General features: G+C 46.5%; 19 protein-coding genes. 16 read left to right on the forward strand and 3 right to left on the reverse strand.

The window, feature by feature from the left end:
• Nucleotides 1–216: 216 nt before the first annotated feature.
• Together rsmD and coaD are read left to right on the forward strand one after the other, a co-directional pair.
• Nucleotides 217–786, forward strand: a complete 570-nt coding sequence (gene rsmD / locus AC4E8B_RS09150; protein ID WP_490218376.1) for a 16S rRNA (guanine(966)-N(2))-methyltransferase RsmD — start codon at nucleotides 217–219, stop codon at nucleotides 784–786.
• Nucleotides 787–788: 2 nt separating this feature from the next.
• The gene (gene coaD / locus AC4E8B_RS09155) at nucleotides 789–1,277 is read left to right on the forward strand and encodes a pantetheine-phosphate adenylyltransferase (protein WP_490218378.1); all 489 of its coding nucleotides are present in this window, start codon (nucleotides 789–791) and stop codon (nucleotides 1,275–1,277) included.
• A gap of 20 nt (nucleotides 1,278–1,297) precedes the next feature.
• On the opposite strand, the gene ylbJ is transcribed toward coaD, so the two are convergent.
• Nucleotides 1,298–2,524, reverse strand: coding sequence for a sporulation integral membrane protein YlbJ (gene ylbJ / locus AC4E8B_RS09160; protein ID WP_490218379.1), 1,227 nt, complete (start codon nucleotides 2,522–2,524; stop codon nucleotides 1,298–1,300).
• A 342-nt stretch (nucleotides 2,525–2,866) separates the two neighbouring features.
• Here ylbJ and AC4E8B_RS09165 point away from each other — a divergent pair, with 342 nt between their 5' ends.
• A complete protein-coding gene (locus AC4E8B_RS09165) occupies nucleotides 2,867–3,667 on the forward strand; it encodes a patatin-like phospholipase family protein (RefSeq protein WP_490218380.1) in 801 nt (266 codons plus the stop codon).
• Complete coding sequence (locus AC4E8B_RS09170; RefSeq protein ID WP_490218382.1) at nucleotides 3,654–4,676, forward strand: SepM family pheromone-processing serine protease; 1,023 nt, start codon at nucleotides 3,654–3,656, stop codon at nucleotides 4,674–4,676. Before AC4E8B_RS09165 ends, AC4E8B_RS09170 begins: the two co-directional genes overlap by 14 nt.
• A 40-nt stretch (nucleotides 4,677–4,716) precedes the next feature.
• On the opposite strand, the gene AC4E8B_RS09175 is transcribed toward AC4E8B_RS09170, so the two are convergent.
• The gene (locus AC4E8B_RS09175) at nucleotides 4,717–5,943 is read right to left on the reverse strand and encodes a nucleotidyltransferase (protein WP_490218384.1); all 1,227 of its coding nucleotides are present in this window, start codon (nucleotides 5,941–5,943) and stop codon (nucleotides 4,717–4,719) included.
• 224 nt (nucleotides 5,944–6,167) lie between these two features.
• Between AC4E8B_RS09175 and AC4E8B_RS09180 the strand changes: the two genes are divergently transcribed.
• The 4 genes from AC4E8B_RS09180 (at nucleotide 6,168) to AC4E8B_RS09195 (ending at nucleotide 8,567) form a co-directional block, all read left to right on the forward strand.
• Nucleotides 6,168–6,689, forward strand: a complete 522-nt coding sequence (locus AC4E8B_RS09180; RefSeq protein ID WP_490218386.1) for a YceD family protein — start codon at nucleotides 6,168–6,170, stop codon at nucleotides 6,687–6,689.
• Between the two features lie 126 nt (nucleotides 6,690–6,815).
• Nucleotides 6,816–6,989, forward strand: a complete 174-nt coding sequence (gene rpmF / locus AC4E8B_RS09185) for a 50S ribosomal protein L32 (protein ID WP_490218388.1) — start codon at nucleotides 6,816–6,818, stop codon at nucleotides 6,987–6,989.
• 137 nt (nucleotides 6,990–7,126) lie between these two features.
• Nucleotides 7,127–7,885, forward strand: a complete 759-nt coding sequence (locus AC4E8B_RS09190; protein WP_490219588.1) for an enoyl-CoA hydratase/isomerase family protein — start codon at nucleotides 7,127–7,129, stop codon at nucleotides 7,883–7,885.
• A 79-nt stretch (nucleotides 7,886–7,964) separates the two neighbouring features.
• Nucleotides 7,965–8,567 carry an RsfA family transcriptional regulator gene (locus AC4E8B_RS09195; RefSeq protein ID WP_490218390.1) on the forward strand — a complete coding sequence of 201 codons (603 nt, stop codon included), beginning with the start codon at nucleotides 7,965–7,967 and terminating at the stop codon, nucleotides 8,565–8,567.
• A 55-nt stretch (nucleotides 8,568–8,622) separates the two neighbouring features.
• On the opposite strand, the gene AC4E8B_RS09200 is transcribed toward AC4E8B_RS09195, so the two are convergent.
• The gene (locus AC4E8B_RS09200) at nucleotides 8,623–9,102 is read right to left on the reverse strand and encodes an N-acetyltransferase (RefSeq protein WP_490218392.1); all 480 of its coding nucleotides are present in this window, start codon (nucleotides 9,100–9,102) and stop codon (nucleotides 8,623–8,625) included.
• Nucleotides 9,103–9,443: 341 nt separating this feature from the next.
• Between AC4E8B_RS09200 and AC4E8B_RS09205 the strand changes: the two genes are divergently transcribed.
• From AC4E8B_RS09205 to rsmH, 8 genes are all read left to right on the forward strand, one after another.
• The gene (locus AC4E8B_RS09205; protein WP_490218393.1) at nucleotides 9,444–10,787 is read left to right on the forward strand and encodes an acetyl-CoA carboxylase biotin carboxylase subunit; all 1,344 of its coding nucleotides are present in this window, start codon (nucleotides 9,444–9,446) and stop codon (nucleotides 10,785–10,787) included.
• 14 nt (nucleotides 10,788–10,801) lie between these two features.
• Nucleotides 10,802–11,014 carry a biotin/lipoyl-containing protein gene (locus AC4E8B_RS09210; RefSeq protein ID WP_490218395.1) on the forward strand — a complete coding sequence of 71 codons (213 nt, stop codon included), beginning with the start codon at nucleotides 10,802–10,804 and terminating at the stop codon, nucleotides 11,012–11,014.
• A gap of 31 nt (nucleotides 11,015–11,045) precedes the next feature.
• Complete coding sequence (locus tag AC4E8B_RS09215; RefSeq protein WP_490218397.1) at nucleotides 11,046–12,587, forward strand: acyl-CoA carboxylase subunit beta; 1,542 nt, start codon at nucleotides 11,046–11,048, stop codon at nucleotides 12,585–12,587.
• Nucleotides 12,588–12,912: 325 nt separating this feature from the next.
• Nucleotides 12,913–13,809, forward strand: a complete 897-nt coding sequence (locus AC4E8B_RS09220; protein ID WP_490218398.1) for a 2-dehydropantoate 2-reductase — start codon at nucleotides 12,913–12,915, stop codon at nucleotides 13,807–13,809.
• Nucleotides 13,810–13,822: 13 nt separating this feature from the next.
• Nucleotides 13,823–14,218 (forward strand): DUF3397 domain-containing protein, encoded by a 396-nt coding sequence (locus tag AC4E8B_RS09225; RefSeq protein ID WP_490218399.1) that lies wholly within the window; start codon nucleotides 13,823–13,825, stop codon nucleotides 14,216–14,218.
• 127 nt (nucleotides 14,219–14,345) lie between these two features.
• Nucleotides 14,346–15,980: a bacillithiol biosynthesis cysteine-adding enzyme BshC gene (gene bshC, locus AC4E8B_RS09230; protein ID WP_490218401.1), complete on the forward strand. Its 1,635-nt coding sequence runs from the start codon at nucleotides 14,346–14,348 to the stop codon at nucleotides 15,978–15,980.
• 342 nt (nucleotides 15,981–16,322) lie between these two features.
• Nucleotides 16,323–16,754: a division/cell wall cluster transcriptional repressor MraZ gene (gene mraZ, locus AC4E8B_RS09235; protein ID WP_490219590.1), complete on the forward strand. Its 432-nt coding sequence runs from the start codon at nucleotides 16,323–16,325 to the stop codon at nucleotides 16,752–16,754.
• A 58-nt stretch (nucleotides 16,755–16,812) separates the two neighbouring features.
• Nucleotides 16,813–17,745: a 16S rRNA (cytosine(1402)-N(4))-methyltransferase RsmH gene (rsmH, locus tag AC4E8B_RS09240; RefSeq protein ID WP_490218403.1), complete on the forward strand. Its 933-nt coding sequence runs from the start codon at nucleotides 16,813–16,815 to the stop codon at nucleotides 17,743–17,745.
• The last annotated feature ends 70 nt before the right edge of the window (nucleotides 17,746–17,815 follow it).

The raw sequence follows: 17,815 nt of genomic DNA on the forward strand, positions 1-17,815 counted from the left end.
CAGCTGCGCCTACCCCCTCGAGTCATAAGCCAATCCACCCAAAAAGGCAAAGAACGCCTTTTCGGGTGGCTCGTCTTATGCTTGTCGGGGGTGAGCAAGGCGCTTCCGCATTTCTGATGAATCCGCTTTCAATTAGCCTGTTGGCGGCATGGGGCGAATTATGTTAGGATAAATAAGAAAATAAGGGAAAATGTCAAATAATTGTGGTGATGGAATATGAGAGTGGTGTCAGGCGAATGCAAAGGCATATCTTTAAAAGCTGTGCCGGGAAATACAACAAGGCCAACTACCGATAAGGTAAAGGAAGCTATCTTTAACATGATTGGGCCATATTTTGAGGGCGGTACCGGCCTCGATCTTTTTGCCGGCAGCGGAGGCCTTGGAATCGAAGCATTAAGCCGGGGCATGGAAAGCATGATTTTTGTCGACAGGGAAGGAAAGGCAATCAAGACGGTCCATGAAAACCTGGCAGCCTGCGGCCTTGAGGAAAAGGCGGAGGTTTACCGGAATGATTCTGAAAGGGCGTTAAAAGCAATTGTTAAAAGGGAAATTTCTTTTGACTATATCTTTCTGGACCCTCCGTATAAAAAACAGCAGCTGATGAAGCTGATGGAGCTGATCGGCAGGCATTCCCTCCTGAAAGAAGAGGGAGTCATTGTTTGTGAGCATGCTTCAGATATAGTGCTGCCGGATGCGGCCGGCAACTTTATGAAAACCAAAAGCGAGACATATGGAATAATAGCAGTTTCAATTTTTACATACAGCAACGGTAATGAAGGAGGATGACAATGGCAAGCATTGCAGTTTGTCCGGGCAGCTTTGATCCCATTACATATGGCCACCTGGATATCATTAAAAGAGCCTCGAAGGTTTTTGACCAGATTCATGTGGTCCTGCTTAACAACTCATCCAAGAACCCGCTGTTTTCTGTGGATGAGCGCATCAGCCTGATCAGTGAAGTGACGAAGGAATTTCCCAATGTGAAAGTGGATTCTTTTCAGGGACTCCTTGTCGACTATGCCAAAGGGGTCGGGGCAAGCGCAATCATCAGGGGGCTCAGGGCCGTTTCTGACTTTGAGTACGAGATGCAGATAACATCGATGAACCGGGTATTGAATGATGAAATAGAAACGTTTTTCATGATGACGAATAACCAATTTTCCTTTTTAAGCTCAAGCATCGTTAAAGAAGTGGCTAAATACGGAGGAGATATTTCCGAGCTGGTGCCAGAGGCTGTCCAAAAAGCTCTCAGCGGGAAATTCAATCTGCAGAATTAAAAATAACCGGCGGCTGCCGGTTATTTTTTTTGTGCTTCTCCCGTATAAAGTTGCCTGCCGAGCAGGAAAATATAGACAAGCAATGCTGCGAGCGTTATGAGCGGTCCATGTTCTGCCAGGAAGGCGGCGGCCTGTGAATAGGCATTTCCGCCAAACAGGCCAACAGGCAAAGCATTGGAAGGGGCATCTGTATGATAGAACCTCACATAGACTGGTCCCCAGAGAAGAAAGGCGAACATGGCTGCTGCAAGTCCATGGATGATTCTTGCAATAAAGAAAGGCTTAAAGCCGATATCGGTCTGGGCCAGGATGCTGGCCACCTGGGCCTGTACACTGAACCCGGAAAATCCAAGTACAAGACTTGTTACGATTACCTGCTGCATCAGGGTGGCCTGCTGAATCTGGCTCGTCATCTGGCTGCCCAGTGTTATTTCAAACAGCCCTGAAATAAATGGGATGCTGAGCTCAGAAGGCAAGCTGATGCTGCTGAAGGCGACAGCGATGAATTCAGCGGCAAAAGCCGTGATATGAAGGTGGAATAGCAATTTATTGATAACTGAAAATAAGATGATAAAGCCCCCGATCATAAGCAGCGTCTGGACCGAAGACATCACTGCATCGCCGAGCAGCTTTCCGATGGGCCTGTTGTCATTTATCCTTGTCTGATGGAGAGCAGAAAATGCAGCTCTGAGAGAGTATTTCTTATTTTGTTTCGAACGGGTCAATTCTTCTTTTCGCCCATAAAACCTCATAATCAGGCCGACAGTGATATTTCCAAGATAGTGGGCCAGAGCCAGGATGATGCCGATTTTTGCATTGTTGAAAAATCCGACAGAGACAGCCCCGAAAATAAAGAGGGGGTTGGAGGAGTTTGTAAAAGAAACGAGCCTTTCAGCTTCTGTTTTGGTCAGCTGATCTTCCTGGCGGAGTCTGGCAGTGAGTTTTGCCCCTGAGGGATAGCCGGATGCCATTCCCATCGCCCAGACAAACCCGCCGACGCCCGGAACGCGGAAAAGCGGCCGCATGAGCGGCTCCAGCAGAACACCGAGGAACTTGACCACCCCGAATCCGATCAGCATCTCAGATACGATGAAAAAGGGGAGGAGAGAAGGAAAGACGATTTCCCACCACATATCAAGTCCTCTTATTGAGGCGTCCACTGATTCTTGCGGAAAGGATATGAGTGATACAGCCATTAATGTAACGGATAAAGCTAATATGAGTGTTTTCAGTTTGGAACGCAACACCGGCAAATCCTCCCTTATCAGGTAAACAAACTGTGCAGCTCCTGCAGAACAGTGATAAAATGTATGTATAATCAGCGGGCGGGGCTGGTGCAGCAAACCGTCCCTTTTGTGTCTGCATAATAGATTTTTCAGTCAATATACAGGGTTTTCCATTTGCTTTGCCTAATCGGCTTCAGCCGGGCACGCCTTGTCCCCATATATCCCAATATACTCATAGAAAGATAAAATAGACCATAAGATTAAACCAGGCTTCACTATGCTTAAAGCGGAGGAAAGCATGATTTGAAATCCAAATTCTTGACTATCACCCGCCATGAGTCTTATATAAGAGGGGGGAAGCTGATGAGGCAGCCCGTGATTGGATTAGCGCTGGGATCAGGGGGAGCCAGGGGGTTCGCCCATCTTGGCGTCATAAAAGTGCTGAAAGAGGAAGGGATCAATATCGATGTTATAGCCGGAAGCAGCATGGGAGCGCTTGTAGGCTGCTTTTATGGAGCAGGACTGGATGTTGACAGGCTTTATAAGCTTGCCGGGGCTTTCAAAAGAAAGTACTATCTTGATTTTACAGTACCAAAGATGGGTTTTCTGGCTGGCAAGAAGTTGAAGGAACTTATTCGTCTGTTTACCCACGGCAAGAATCTGGAAGACCTTGATATCCCTGTCAGAGTGGTTGCAACTGATCTTAAAGCAGGAGAAAAAGTTGTTTTCAGCAAAGGGCCGATTGCTGACGCTGTCAGGGCCAGCATATCGATACCCGGCATTTTCACTCCGGAAAAGCTGGAAGACCGGCTCCTGGTCGATGGAGGCGTCATTGACAGAGTGCCGGTGTCTGTTGTTGAAGAAATGGGAGCGGATCTTATCATTGCTGTTGATGTCTCAAGAGTGAAGACCAGCTCGGACATTACATCCATATTTGATGTGATCATGCAAAGCCTGGATATTATGCAGATGGAGCTTGTTTCGAACCGGGAGATCGCCTCTGATATCATGATAAGGCCGCATGTGGAAATGTACAGTTCCCGTGCTTTCACCAATATTGAAGATATCATCAGGATTGGGGAAGAGGAAGCAAGGAAGCAGATTCCCAGAATAAAGGAAGCTATCCAAAATTGGAAGGGGCAAGAAGACGATGAAGAGAAATAAAATCTTCCTCCGTTCCTTCTTTATCGCTGCAGTGATTTTGCTGGCAGGATTTTTCTATTATCTGCCTTATTATGTAACAAAGCCAGGCATGGCCAAGCAGCTGGAACCGATAATTGAAGTGGAAGGCGGATATGATGAAACAGGGGACTTCATGCTTACGACCGTCAGGATGGGAAGGGCCAATATTTACTCCTATCTGGCTGCAAAGGTGAGCAAGTTCCAGGAAATCTATCCTGTCGAGGAAATCAGGCGCGAGGATGAAACTGATGAAGAGTATAATGTCCGCCAGCTGCATCTGATGGATACATCAAAAACAGCAGCCATCGAGGTTGCCTATAAAAAGGCCGGCCTGCCGGTGGATTATGAGTACAGAGGCGTCTATGTGATGAATGTCCTGCCTGATATGCCTGCTGATGGAGTGCTGAAGGCAGGGGATATGATAACGGAAGTCGATCATAAGCAATTCAAGTCTTCTGAAGAATTCATTTCGTATGTCAGCGGGAAAAAAGCCGGAGACACCATCACGCTTGCCTACAAAAGAGGCGGGGAGAGCAAAGAAGCAGAGGTTTCCCTGAAAGCCTTCAAGGATGATCCTGATAAAGTCGGGATTGGCATATCACTTGTCGATGACAAGGAGATAAAAGTGGATCCGGAAGTCAGCCTTAATACAGATGAAATCGGCGGCCCGTCCGCAGGATTGATGTTCTCGCTTGAAATATACAATCAGCTGACTAAGGATGATTTGACAAGAGGCTATCAGATTGCTGGAACAGGAACCATTTCTGCTGATGGAACGGTCGGAAGAATCGGCGGCATCGATCAGAAAATTGTAGCGGCCGACAAAGCGGGTGCAGAAATATTTCTGGCGCCGAATGAAAATGGCGCAGCCGGGTCGAATTACAGCGAAGCAGCCGAAACTGCCGAGGAAATCGGGACAGATATGAAAATTATTCCGATCAACACTTTTGAGGAAGCAGTAGATTATTTGGCAGGCTTGGAACCGAATTAACAATGCAGGCAGGAATATTTCCTGCCTGCTCCTATTTGTCTCAAGCCCGGCTGCCCTTCAGATAGATCGGCGGCTGAGTGTATTCCATATCCAGCAGCTTCTGGCGCTGCGGATGGGGAAGGGCTGAAGCATAGATCCTGGCTGCCCGTGTATCCTGCCGCACAGCTTCTTCCGGGCTGGAAGACAGCTTGGAAACGACAGGCAGGCCCAGGCTTCCTTTATGCCTGTTTAAATATACCCGTCCTTCTTCACTCATCCCGAGCAGCCGGAGATAGGATGCTGACTTAGGCTGCGGCAGCATTTCTTCTTTTTTCGTGTTGGTCAGTATATGGACACAGGCGCGCTGCAGCCTTGTCCAGGTATATCGCTTCGTTTTAATGGATTCCATGAACTCCTGGAAGGAGCCTGCCTTTACAGCCGAAAGCATGAACCTGTTTTCAAGGCCTTCTTCCATTTCATAAATTTCCTTGAGTTCAGGAGCTGACATCTGGAGCAGCCGGTATTTGAGGAAGGGCCAGTACATTTCCCACTGGTGGAAGGCACCGAAGCTTTTTTTATAATCTTCCATGATTTCGAGCGTTGTTTCAGGAACGTATGACTTGATATCGGACAACTCCTGCCCGTCTGAGAACAAAGCTTTTCTGATGCTGGTTGCACTTGCAATCGTCTCTGATGAGAAGTGTTCGTCATGATAGCCGGCACTTTTTCTTTCGACAGTCAGCAGCTCCAATTCCTGATGACGGGAATGGACCGACTTGGCGTACTGGTAGCCGAGAATATTATTAGGCTTGGACAAGTCCAGTCCGGCTTCGCCCAGCCCGAGATCTTTGAAAGCAAGGGACAATGCTTTAGGGTAGCTGTTTCCGTCCTTTATATGGTGCTTGATCCTCTCCTGATAGGCTTCATGATGCTTGTCGAGCAAATTGACGGTAGAGTTGAATTTTTCGATGTCGCCTGATTCGCTTCCAAAGCAGAGTGTGCTGCAGCCAGCTGCAGCAAGAATGGAAACAGCGCCGTCCGCAAAAGTTTCAGCATTTTGAACAGCGAATTTATAGGGAAGTTCAAAGACGAGATCGGCGCCGGCTTTTAATGCCATTTCGGCCCGTGCCCATTTCGATAGGAGCGCCGGTTCGCCTCTTTGGAGGAAATTTCCGCTCATGACAGCTATGGCAACATCAGCGCCGGCTGCTTCCCTCGATTTTTCCAGATGATATAAATGCCCGTTATGGAAAGGATTATACTCAACGATTACACCAACTGCTTTCATAAGAACATTCCCCTTATAATGGTTTAATATCGGCCGCTTGTGATAAACCTATAGTATAGTGACAGAAGCTATAATGGTAGATATGCCTTCTCCGTTAAGCGGAAAAAGCCCGGAAAATAAGCCGATTCTGCGTTTAGCTAGCTTAAATTATAGTGTAAAGAAAAAATATTGACAAATAATTATATGAAAGCTATAATTACTTTTGTTGCCTTGGGGTGATTCGTATGAAATGGACAATAAGTCAATTACAGAAATATCGAAGCAAGGATTATCCGATTGATGAAACAGTGGATGTGAGCGGGATCAGGAATACTGACCCGACGATCAGAGAAGTTTCGCCGATTCATATATTTGGCCGGGCGGATATAGATTCGTCCAAGGTGACTTTTCATTTAGCGATAAAAGGTCATCTGGTGCTGCCTTGTTCTCGTACGTTAGTTGATGTGCATTATCCAATTAATGTTGAAACAACTGAAACATTCCTCTTAAAAGGTTTGGATTATGAAACCGAAGAGGAAACCCATCAGGTGAAAGGCGATGTCATTGACCTTCAGCCGGTCATTGAAGAGATCCTTTTGCTTGAAGTCCCTATGCAGGTTTTTTGCGAGGACAGCGGTAAAGAGGGTGCCCCCCAATCCGGCAAGGACTGGGAAGTCATCCAGGAGGAAGACCTTCAAAAGAAAGTCGACCCCCGGCTTGCTGGGCTTGCAAATTTCTTTGATCAAAATGATCCCTCCGGCGAATAGCTGGAGACAGGGATTTTGGTCGCCGGAATATTTCCGGAAGAATGAACTACTACAAGAAGCATTTGAAGAATCCAGCGAATACTGGCCTTCATAACTTTCTTAATACTCTTTAAGGAGGTGGGAAGAATGGCTGTACCTTTTAGAAGAACTTCTAAAACTGCGAAAAGAAAACGTCGCACTCATTACAAACTGCAAGTGCCTGGTATGGTAGAATGCCCAAACTGTGGTGAGATGAAACTTGCTCACCGCGTGTGCAAGGCTTGCGGAACATACAAAGGAAAAGAAGTTGTTAACGACTAATTTTCACTATTAAAAGCACAGGGATCTTATTCCCTGTGCTTTTAATTTTGGCATTTTCAGGGTAGGGGACCTCTTTTCGACTTTATTGCAATTTAGCCAGCCAACTTCCTATAATGGAAGAAAAGTGAAGGAAGATGATGATGACGTATTTAATAGAACAGCATGAAGATGGGCTGCTGCAATTCACAATCAACAGGCCGGAAGTCCGCAATGCAATCAATTATGAAGTAATGGAAGGGCTGAGGAAGGCAGTCGGATTGGCGGCCGGGAAAGAGGTTAAAGCACTAATGATAACCGGAGCCGGCGGCCAGGCTTTTTGTTCAGGCGGAGATCTGGGGATCTTCCATAGACTGAAGACAGAGGATGAGGCTTTTGGAATGCTGTCCGGGATGGCGGCGATACTGAAAGACCTGCTGTTCCTGCCCAAGCCGACAGTGGCTTTCTTAAATGGAACGGCGGTCGGAGGGGGCTGTGAGCTTGCAGCTGCCTGTGATTTCGTTATAGCAGCACCGGTTGCAAAGGCGGGATTCATTCAGGGAAAGCTGGCGATTACGACCGGCTGGGGCGGCGGGTCCATCCTGATGGAAAAGCTTCTTCCCGCCAATGCTTTAAAAATGCTGGCGGAAGCATCGGTTTATAGCTGCTCTGAGCTGCTTGAGCTTGGATTCGTCCATAGCATCGATGAACAGGATGCGCTCGAAAGCTGCAGGAGTTATTTGTCAAAAATTCTTCAGCTGGATGTGAATGTTCTTGAAAGCTACAAAAGGCTGCAGGCTGAAAAGTGGCAAAACAGCCAAATCCTGCAGAGGATTGACGATGAGGTCCGCCGCTGCGCGGTCTTGTGGGAAAAGGATGAGCATCATGCCCAGGTGGACAAATTCCTAAAGCGCTCTTAATCATTCAAATTTATTTTCGCATCAGTCTATCTTTTCTAGCAGAAGCATATGCTTTTAAAAAGACTAGGAGGGATAGCTGATGTCGATAACAAGGCAAGATGCCTGGACCCAGGATGAGGATCTGCTGCTTGCTGAAGTGGTGCTTCGCCATATCAGGGAAGGCGGTACACAGCTGCAGGCCTTCGAGGAAGTGGGAAAACAGCTTTCAAGGACCCCTGCGGCATGCGGTTTCAGATGGAATTCTTATGTGAGAAAGCAGTATAAATCAGGGATTGAGCTTGCCAAGAAGCAGCGGAAGGAATTGAAGAAAAAACCGGAAGCAGTCCAGATTGCCAAGCAGGAGCCTGAACTTCCTAAACAGGAAGTCGGCATTTCCCCGGAAAATGCCTCACCCGGGGGTGATATCCCTGAATTTGATGTTCTTGCAGGTTTCATTGAAGCGTTGTACCGCAAAGCCAGTCAGCCGGCAGACGCTGAAATGGGAGAGCAGATCAAGAAACTGGAAAACCAGGTTTTTTACCTGGCTGCCGAAAATGAAAGGCTGCTGAAGGAAATTTCGGTCATGGAGAGAAACTATGAAGCCCTGACGGAAATAATGGAACGAGCACGGAAAATGGTGGTGCTTAAAGAGGAAGACCGCCAGCAGAAAACTAAGCACGGCCAGCAGGTATTCCAAAAGTGATTATACTTAAAAAGCGGACAAAAAGATGTCCGCTTTCTGGCTGTTTGCCAGGTAATCAGCTTTCATTCGTCTGTTCAGCTGCTCCGGCAGGGATCCAAACCAATGGATTTTCTCCCAGATCCCTTTCTATGTCATACGAGACGGAAGTAAAGCCCATCCTCTCCCAGAATTCCTTTGATTTGATGCGGGGATTGGTTTTGATAGGAAGCTCGAAGCTTTTAGCAAAGTTCACAAGAGCGGTTCCGTAGCCTTTTCCCTGGTAATCAGGCAGAACTTCCAGCTTCCAGAGCTCAAGATAATCCTGCGGCGGGCTGAAATACCGGTCAAACTTCGCAGCCTCCCGGTAAAGACTCATTCTGGCAACCAGTTTATCCCCGAAATAAATTCCGTAAAAAGGCGACTCGCTGTCGTTTTCAATAATATTGGCTTCAAGATCTTCAAACATGGAAAGTTCCTGCAGGCCGTATTCTTTGAATCTTTTAAATTCCTCAAGCGTTTTGTAGTTCACCTTTAATTTGTCTACTTTAAATTCCATTATGTTTCCCCCTTGCGTACTGGTTACATTACATCATATGAATTTTTTTGCCCTGCAGTCTTGAAAACCAAACCTGCCTGGCGCAGTAAAGATTTGAAGGCGCTTTCCAACATTATATAACAAAATAACAAATAATTCTGCATAGTCACTTTGTATATGGTGTTGAATTTTTGGCAGACTGAGGATTTTTAATATGAATAATCCCCTGCAATGCAAAAATCAAAGTAATATTCGTTATTTCCAAATAATTTAGAAAGCGTTTTCAAAAAAAGAAGGGAAAAAGGAGAACTTTGTAGAAATATATTTTATTGCAGGGATAAAGCCAGGAAAGGGGATTGAATGTGCGAAAAATACTGATTGCAAACCGCGGCGAGATTGCCTCGCGCGTCATTAGAACATGCCGTGAAATGGGAATAGAAACAATTGCTGTTTACTCAGATGCAGATAGCGGAATGCCATATGTCCAGGAAGCGGATTACGGATTCCGGATAGGGGAGCCCCCGGTCGGCAGATCTTATCTTAAAGCAGATGAAATGCTCAGGATCGCCAAAGCCGAAGGAGCTGACGCTATTCATCCGGGCTACGGCTTTTTATCAGAAAACGCAGCTTTTGCCCGTGCTGCAGCTGATGAGGGGATTGTTTTCATCGGACCCGCCCCTGAGACCATCGAGCTGATGGGAGACAAAATCGTTTCCCGGGATACAATGGCCAAGGCGGGAGTTGCGGTCGTTCCGGGAAGCAGCGAAGGAGTAGGCACCCTGGAAGCGGCTGTAAGCCTCGCAGATGAGATGGGTTATCCTGTCATGCTTAAGGCAAGCGGCGGCGGGGGAGGGATCGGTATGATCCGCTGTGAAAATGAGCAAGCGCTCGCTAAGTCCTATGAATCAACCAAAGCACGTGCAAAAGCTTATTTTGGCACAGAGGAAGTATTCGTAGAAAAGTATATTCCTAATGCCAGGCACATCGAGGTCCAAATATTCGGCGATTCATCCGGAAACCTTGTGCATCTGTATGAAAGGGACTGCTCTATCCAAAGAAGGCACCAAAAAGTCGTTGAGGAGTCGCCATCCCCGTTCATATCTGAAGGTACAAGGCAGAAGATGCTGGAAACAGCGCTGAGAGCAGGCGAAGCGGTCGGCTATGTGAATGCCGGCACAGTTGAATTCATTGTAGATGAAGAAGAGAATTTCTATTTTCTCGAAATGAATACAAGGCTCCAGGTTGAGCATCCAGTAACCGAGCAGACCACCGGCCTTGATCTGGTGAAATGGCAGATTCTCGTGGCCCGTGGAGAAAAGCTTCCATTGCTTCAGGATGCTATAGCAAGGAACGGCCATGCGATCGAGTTCCGGCTTTATGCAGAAGATCCTGTAAGTTTCATGCCTTCTCCTGGAAAAATTGATAGCTTTTCCTGGATAAAGGGGGATGGGATCCGGATGGATAATGGATATCTTGCGGAAAACACGGTCACACCTTTTTACGATCCAATGATTTCGAAGTGCATCATTTTCGGAGACTCGAGGGCAGAAGCAATCCAGCGGGCATCTGAGTTCTTCGCACACCTGGAAATTAAGGGGATCAAAACAAATGCTCCTTTATTTCAGCAAATACTGAATGACGAAGATTTTATAAAAGGAAATTACACAACGGCCTTTTTGGCGGAAAAGAAATTTGCAGTTCATTAAGAGGAGGAAATCACATGAAAGAAATTACATCATCAATGGCTGGGACAGTTCTGAATACATTGGCTGGTCCTGGGGACGAGATCAAGGCCGGGCAGGAAGTCATCATGCTGGAGTCCATGAAAATGGAAATCCCTGTTGAAAGCCATATGGACGGAAAAGTAGCTGAGGTAAAAGTCTCAGCCGGTGATTTTGTCAATGAAGGGGACGTTCTGATCGTACTTGAATAGCAGTCCGCCAAAAGAAAAGAGGAGGCATAACATGAAGGCAGTCAACACTTTGACCGAAACATTAAGGGAAAGGTCCGCAGCGGCAGAAGCCGGAGGGGCCCCTAAATATCATGAAAAGCTGAAGGCGCAGAATAAACTGTTTGTCAGGAAGCGCCTCGAGCTTTTATTTGATGCCGGTGAATATATGGAAGACGGCAAATTTGCCAATTGCAAGGAAGAAGGCCTCCCGGCTGACGGAGTCGTTTGCGCCACTGGAAAAGTGGGCGGACAGACAGTCTGTGTCATGGCCAATGACTCAACTGTAAAAGCCGGATCCTGGGGAGCGAGGACCGTCGAAAAAATAATCCGGATCCAGGAGACAGCCGAGAAGCTGAAGGTTCCATTATTATATTTGGTGGATTCTGCAGGCGCCAGGATCACGGATCAGCTGGAAATGTTTCCAAACCGCCGCGGTGCCGGCCGTATATTCTACAATCAGGTCAAGCTATCGGGAGTCATCCCGCAAATCTGCCTGCTGTTCGGCCCTTCTGCTGCAGGCGGGGCATATATACCGGCTTTCTGTGATATTGTCATTATGGTCGATCAAAATGCGTCCATGTATTTAGGTTCCCCGAGGATGGCTGAAAAGGTAATTGGGGAAAAAGTGACGCTTGAAGAAATGGGCGGTGCCCGTATGCATTGTTCTGTCAGCGGCTGCGGCGACGTGCTTGCTTACAGTGAGGAAGAGGCGATTGAGTATGCCAAAAGGTACTTGCCATACTTCCCAGCGAACTTTCAGAAGAAAACAGAAATGCTGGAGGGAGCTGCACCTAAAGAGGGCCGTCAGCTGGAAGATATCATTCCGGTTAACCAAAACGCCCCTTTTGATATGTATGAATGCATAGATGCCCTGATTGATGAAGGCAGTTTCTTTGAAATCAAGAAGCTGTTTGCCCCTGAAATCGTTACCGGGCTGGCGCGGATAGATGGCAGAGCTGTGGGCATCATTGCTAATCAGCCGAAGGTTAAAGGCGGTGTGCTGTTTGTCGATTCAGCCGATAAAGCAGCGAAATTCATCCAGCTCTGTGATGCTTTCCATATTCCGCTTCTGTTCCTTGCTGATGTACCAGGGTTCATGATTGGCACAAAAGTTGAGCGCGCCGGCATCATCCGCCACGGGGCCAAGCTGATCGCAGCCATGAGCTCGGCAACTGTTCCTAAAATATCCGTCATTGTGCGGAAAGCATATGGAGCCGGATTATACGCAATGGCCGGCCCGGCATTCGAACCTGACTGCTGCATTGCCCTGCCGACTGCACAGATTGCGGTAATGGGACCTGAAGCAGCCGTCAATGCGGTATATTCCAACAAAATAAATGAAATTGAAGATCCAAAGGAAAAAATCGCTTTTGTCCAGGAGAAACAGCAGGAATATAAAGAACATATCGATATCTACAAGCTTGCTTCAGAGCTGATCGTGGATGATATCGTCGCTGCCTCAGAGTTGCGCAATCAACTGATCGAGAGATTTTCCTATTATGAAACAAAAGAGCTGAACTTCAGTGTGAGAAAACACCCGGTTTATCCGGTTTGATGGAAAAAAGGGGAGGGTTCCAGTTCCGAGACTGGGACCCTCTATTAGTCAAGGCCCCTTGAGACCCTCTGACCAAAAAGAAGAATCCAAGTCTCAGTAATAATCCTCCCGCAGTCTCCTTCAATTACTTAAAAAACCCTCTGCCAGTTCTGCTACCCATAAAAAGAATTAAAGCTCCCTGCCGCTTGCTTGATTTCATTCCATAACCTCAGCCATTTCAAAAAATGGTTTTTTTGCATAAAGAAAGAAAAAGTCCCGGGCACAGTACAGGAAGTTGGCTATATCTGATAGAATATTACTAAAAGTTGCAAAAAGAGGAGTTATTATGAAAATAGGAATCATTGGCGGAGGGGCTATCGGATTATTATTCTCCTCCTATTTGCAGAGAAATCATGATGTCACCCTCTATGTCCGTTCCGCTGAGCAGAAAGAGCTTATTTCTTCCCGGGGAATCTCCTTGATTGCGGGAGGGCAGGAGCATATTTCTTATGTTCAGGCAATGCGGATTGATGAATGGAAGGGTGAAGAAGAGCTCACTATTATTGCGGTCAAACAATATGATATTAACTCCCTTATTTCTATCATTAATGATAACCAGGCAGCTGCACACTCTCCTTCATTTTTATTTCTTCAGAACGGGATGGGCCATCTATCACTGCTTCCAAAACTCAGGGCCAAAGCCATCCTAGTTGGAACTGTTGAGCATGGTGCATTAAAGAAAGACGCGAGGACCGTCCATCACACAGGGGCTGGAAGAACGAATATAGCCGTTTTCTCAGGAAAAGGAGCAGAAGAAGCTGAATGCCTGGAGGAAGCTTCCCGCGGCTTTCCATTTGCCGTCCGTAAGGATTACAATGATATGCTCCTTCAAAAGCTCGTCATCAATGCTGTTGTCAATCCATTGACCGGCATCCTCCAGGTGAAAAATGGAGAATTGATTGAGAATCCCCATTATTACATATTGGTGCAGAAATATTTTGCTGAAATTGCCGCTGTGCTGGAGCTGGCCGATCCTGAGGAGGTCTTTGGCGCTTTGGTTTCAGTCTGCAGAGAAACTTCAGCCAACACTTCATCTATGCTAAAAGACCTGCAGAATCAGAGAAAAACAGAAGCGGATGCTATTCTCGGATATATTCTTGGAGAAGCTGATAAAAAAAATAAACACGCTCCCCTTGTCCATGCATTTTACTATTGCATCAAGGGAAAGGAGCCTGGAAACTAGGGGGGATTCCATTATGTCATCATTCTTTTCGTCAGTTGCCGCCACACTTGTAACGGTTCCGCTGCTGGGGTATTTGATTGTATTCATCGTCAGCAAGCAAATCACAGGCCACCACAAAAAGTCTGTCCGAATTGCACTTGACTGCAGCACCTTTCTTTTAATCCTTTCAGTTCATTTTTTGATCCTGGCTATATGGGAACAGTCTTATTTATGGATCATAGTGCTGTTCATGCTGTTTGCTGCAGTCATTTTCACGGTCATTCATTGGAAGGTCAAGCAGGAAATTAATTTCCAGATGATTTTCAAGGGGTTCTGGCGCTTCAATTTTCTTTTGTTTTTCTCTGCCTATATTGTCCTTTTAATCTTCGGCGTTTTTCAAAGCGTTTCCGGCTATCTGTCTATTCCATAAGCAAGAGGTGCGGCATTGACAGCGGATTTTGCGGCGTGTTTTTCAGGCAAAGTTTTTTTCTTTTCAATTCTGACAATGATATACTCAGGTAGGAGTGAAAATTGTTGACCAGAAAGGAAGTACTTAGATGGAGATTTTAAATCTCTCACTGCCGGCATCCAGCCGGTTTGCGACAGATTATACGTCTCATGAGCCTGAGGTGGAGCGTTTTTTCCATTACCGCTATCATGATGCCGGCGAATATCAAAGGCGTTTGAAAGAGCTGAAGGGACGGAAATTTTACAGAGAAGAGCTTGCCGATTATATCGGGCAGTATATGTCCAGATTTCCTTCTTCGGATAAAACAGGCATTTCATTAGATAAGCTTCGCTCGGAGGACAGTGTGGTCATCATCGGCGGACAGCAAGCAGGAATATTGACCGGGCCTTTATACACTATACATAAAGTAATTTCTATAATCATTCTTGCAAGGCAGAAGGAAGCTGAACTGGGGGTTCCCGTGGTGCCGGTGTTCTGGATAGCCGGGGAGGATCATGATTATCACGAGGTTAATCATATTTTTGCGGAGAAAAGCGGGCGGATTGAAAAAGCTGTGTACCCGCACAAGGTTCTTGAGAAGAAGATGGTGTCTATGGTCGAGCTGGATCACAGCCTGTGTTTCCGCTGGGCCGAGAGCCTGATCGAGAGCTATGGTGAAACGGAGCATACGAAAGATCTCCTTCAGTTTGTCCAGCATGCGGCCGAACAGTCAGCAACATTTGTCGACTTTTTTTCTTATATGATCATGGAGCTGTTTAAGGAATATGGCATTTTGCTTGCCGATTCAGGGGACAGCCGCCTGAGAAAACTTGAAAAAAGCATTTTCTCCGAGCAGCTGAGCCAGTTTTCCTCTATCACCAAAGCGGTGAAGAAACAGCAGAGGGAAGTGGAGGCAGCCGGTTTCAAACCAGCAATCGAAATCGGCGATAATGCTGCAAACCTTTTTTTCTATGATGAACTCAATTCTGAAAGGGTCCTTCTTGAGTATAATGAGGAACTCAGCCTGTTTGAAGGCAAGAACGGGGCTATTCAGTTTTCTCTTGAAGAATTGTCCCTCATTGCCAAAGAATCACCAGAAAAGCTAAGCAATAATGTGGTGACAAGGCCGATTACACAGGAACGGCTTTTCCCGGTCCTTGCTTTTATTGCCGGTCCAGGCGAAATCGCTTATTGGGCAGAGCTCAAACAGGCTTTCGAGCATCTCGGCATGGAGATGCCTCCGATTGTGCCAAGGCTGAATATCACATTGCTGGAAAGGCCTGTTGCTTCGGATATTCAGGATCTGGGCCTCGAAATCACAAAGGTTCTGGAAAATGGAACAGGCAAAGAGCAGGAAGCTTTTGTCGATGGAGTAAAAGACCAGATGCTTTCAAGCCTTTTCGGTGAGACGAAAAAGCAGCTGATCAGCCAATATAAGCTGATTGAAAGCCGTCTTCAGGAAACGGACAGGGGAATGCTCCCCCTGCTTGAAAAGAATGAATCATTCCTCCTGAAGCAGCTGGATTTCATGGAGGCAAAAACAGAAGAAAGCTTGAAAAACAGGCATTCCGCCATTCTTTCTAAATACAGGCGGATTGAGGCTGCCTTAAGGCCTTCAGGTTCGCCTCAGGAGCGGATCTGGAATATCCTTTATTATCTGAATTTGTATGGGCTTACCCTTATAGACGATATCATGGAGCTTCCATTTGAATTTGATGGAAGCCATAAATTAATTAAGCTTTAAACATTGGGCCTGCCTATTACGGCGACGTGCAATGCCTGTAAAAGGGGTTTGGGATGAAAACATTCCAAACCCCTTTTTTGTGTGGAGTTTACAGCGTGTAAAAATGAATCTGCTCCGCCATCCCGCACCCATCGTCACCGGGTTCGTAATTGCATATACTGGGACGGCGCCTCACCACTGTCCACCCAAATGACGGCCGGAAGGATTTTTCCACCAGGAAATAAAAAGGAGAAAAATAATTATTTACCAGAAGGAATTGCAGAAAGCAAGGAGAATATTAAAAACATGTGGAGGAAAGTGGGGGAATGTGGTACATTTGAGTTGGAAAGTGGGGTCTTGGGCATGTTCATGGGCGAATACCATCATAATGTTGATACAAAAGGCCGTTTGATCGTGCCTGCCAAGTTTCGTGACAATTTGGGCGATGTGTTCATTTTGACTCGCGGGCTGGATCAATGCTTATTTGGCTATCCGCTTTCTGAATGGAAGCAGCTCGAAACAAAGCTGAAAGGGCTGCCCTTGACTAAGAAAGATGCACGCGCGTTTACCCGCTTTTTCTTTTCCGGTGCATCTGAATGCGAACTTGATAAGCAAGGAAGAATCAATATTTCCAGTCCGCTCATGCAATACGCGAAGCTGGATAAAGAATGTGTCATAGTAGGCGTTTCCAATCGGATCGAAATATGGAGCAAACATCTGTGGGAGGATTTTTTTGCAGAGTCAGAAGAATCTTTTGCTGAAATTGCAGAAAATATGATTGGGTTTGATATATAATGGGAATGTTTTATTAGTATAATAATTCCTCGATGATTCGATTGGAAGGTGGACAAGTATGTTTGATCATAAAACAGTTTTGCTGGAGGAAACGGTAGCCGGCCTCGATATTAAGCCTGATGGCGTCTATGTCGATTGCACAATGGGCGGTGCCGGGCACAGTGAACTGATTCTGACACAGCTGTCAAGCCAGGGGAAGCTGTATGCTTTTGACCAGGATGAAACAGCCATTGAAAATGCAAAGTTAAAACTCAGTCAATACGGAGACAGGATCACTATAATAAAAAGCAATTTTCTTTATTTAAAGGAAGAGCTGGAAGAGGCCGGAGTCACAGAGGTGGATGGAGTACTCTATGATCTTGGCGTATCTTCGCCCCAGCTGGATACACCTGAGAGGGGATTCAGCTACCATCACGATGCCCCGCTTGACATGCGGATGGACAAGGATGCAAGCCTGTCTGCTTTTGAAGTGGTCAATGAGTGGCCGTATGAGGACCTTGTCAGGATCTTCTTCCGATATGGAGAGGAAAAGTTTTCGAAGCAAATAGCAAGAAAAATTGAAGCCGCCAGGGAAAAAGCGCCGATTGAAACGACATTCCAGCTGGTTGAATTGATTAAAGAAGGCATACCGGCACCAGCAAGAAGGAAAGGCGGCCATCCGGCCAAGCGGATTTTCCAGGCAATCAGGATTGCTGTCAACGATGAGCTTGGCGTTTTTGAGAAGTCCCTTGAGCAGGCAATCGATATTTTGAAGCCAGGCGGCAGGATCAGTGTCATCACTTTCCATTCGCTTGAGGACAGGATATGCAAAGCGACCTTAAAGAAAGCGAGCGAAACTCCGCCGCTGCCTCCGGGCCTTCCGATCATACCTGATGAATTCAAGCCGGTGCTTAGGCTTGTTGCAAGGAAGCCTATTCTTCCATCAGAAGAAGAACTGGAAGAAAACAACAGGGCGCGGTCGGCGAAGCTGAGGGTTGCAGAAAAGCTGTAAGCAAGCAAAAAAGGGGACAAGCTTAACAGCTTGCCCCCATACACAATAAATGCCAGGCATTGTCCGGCAC

The sequence above is a fragment of the Bacillus sp. SRL543 genome (assembly GCF_984799205.1).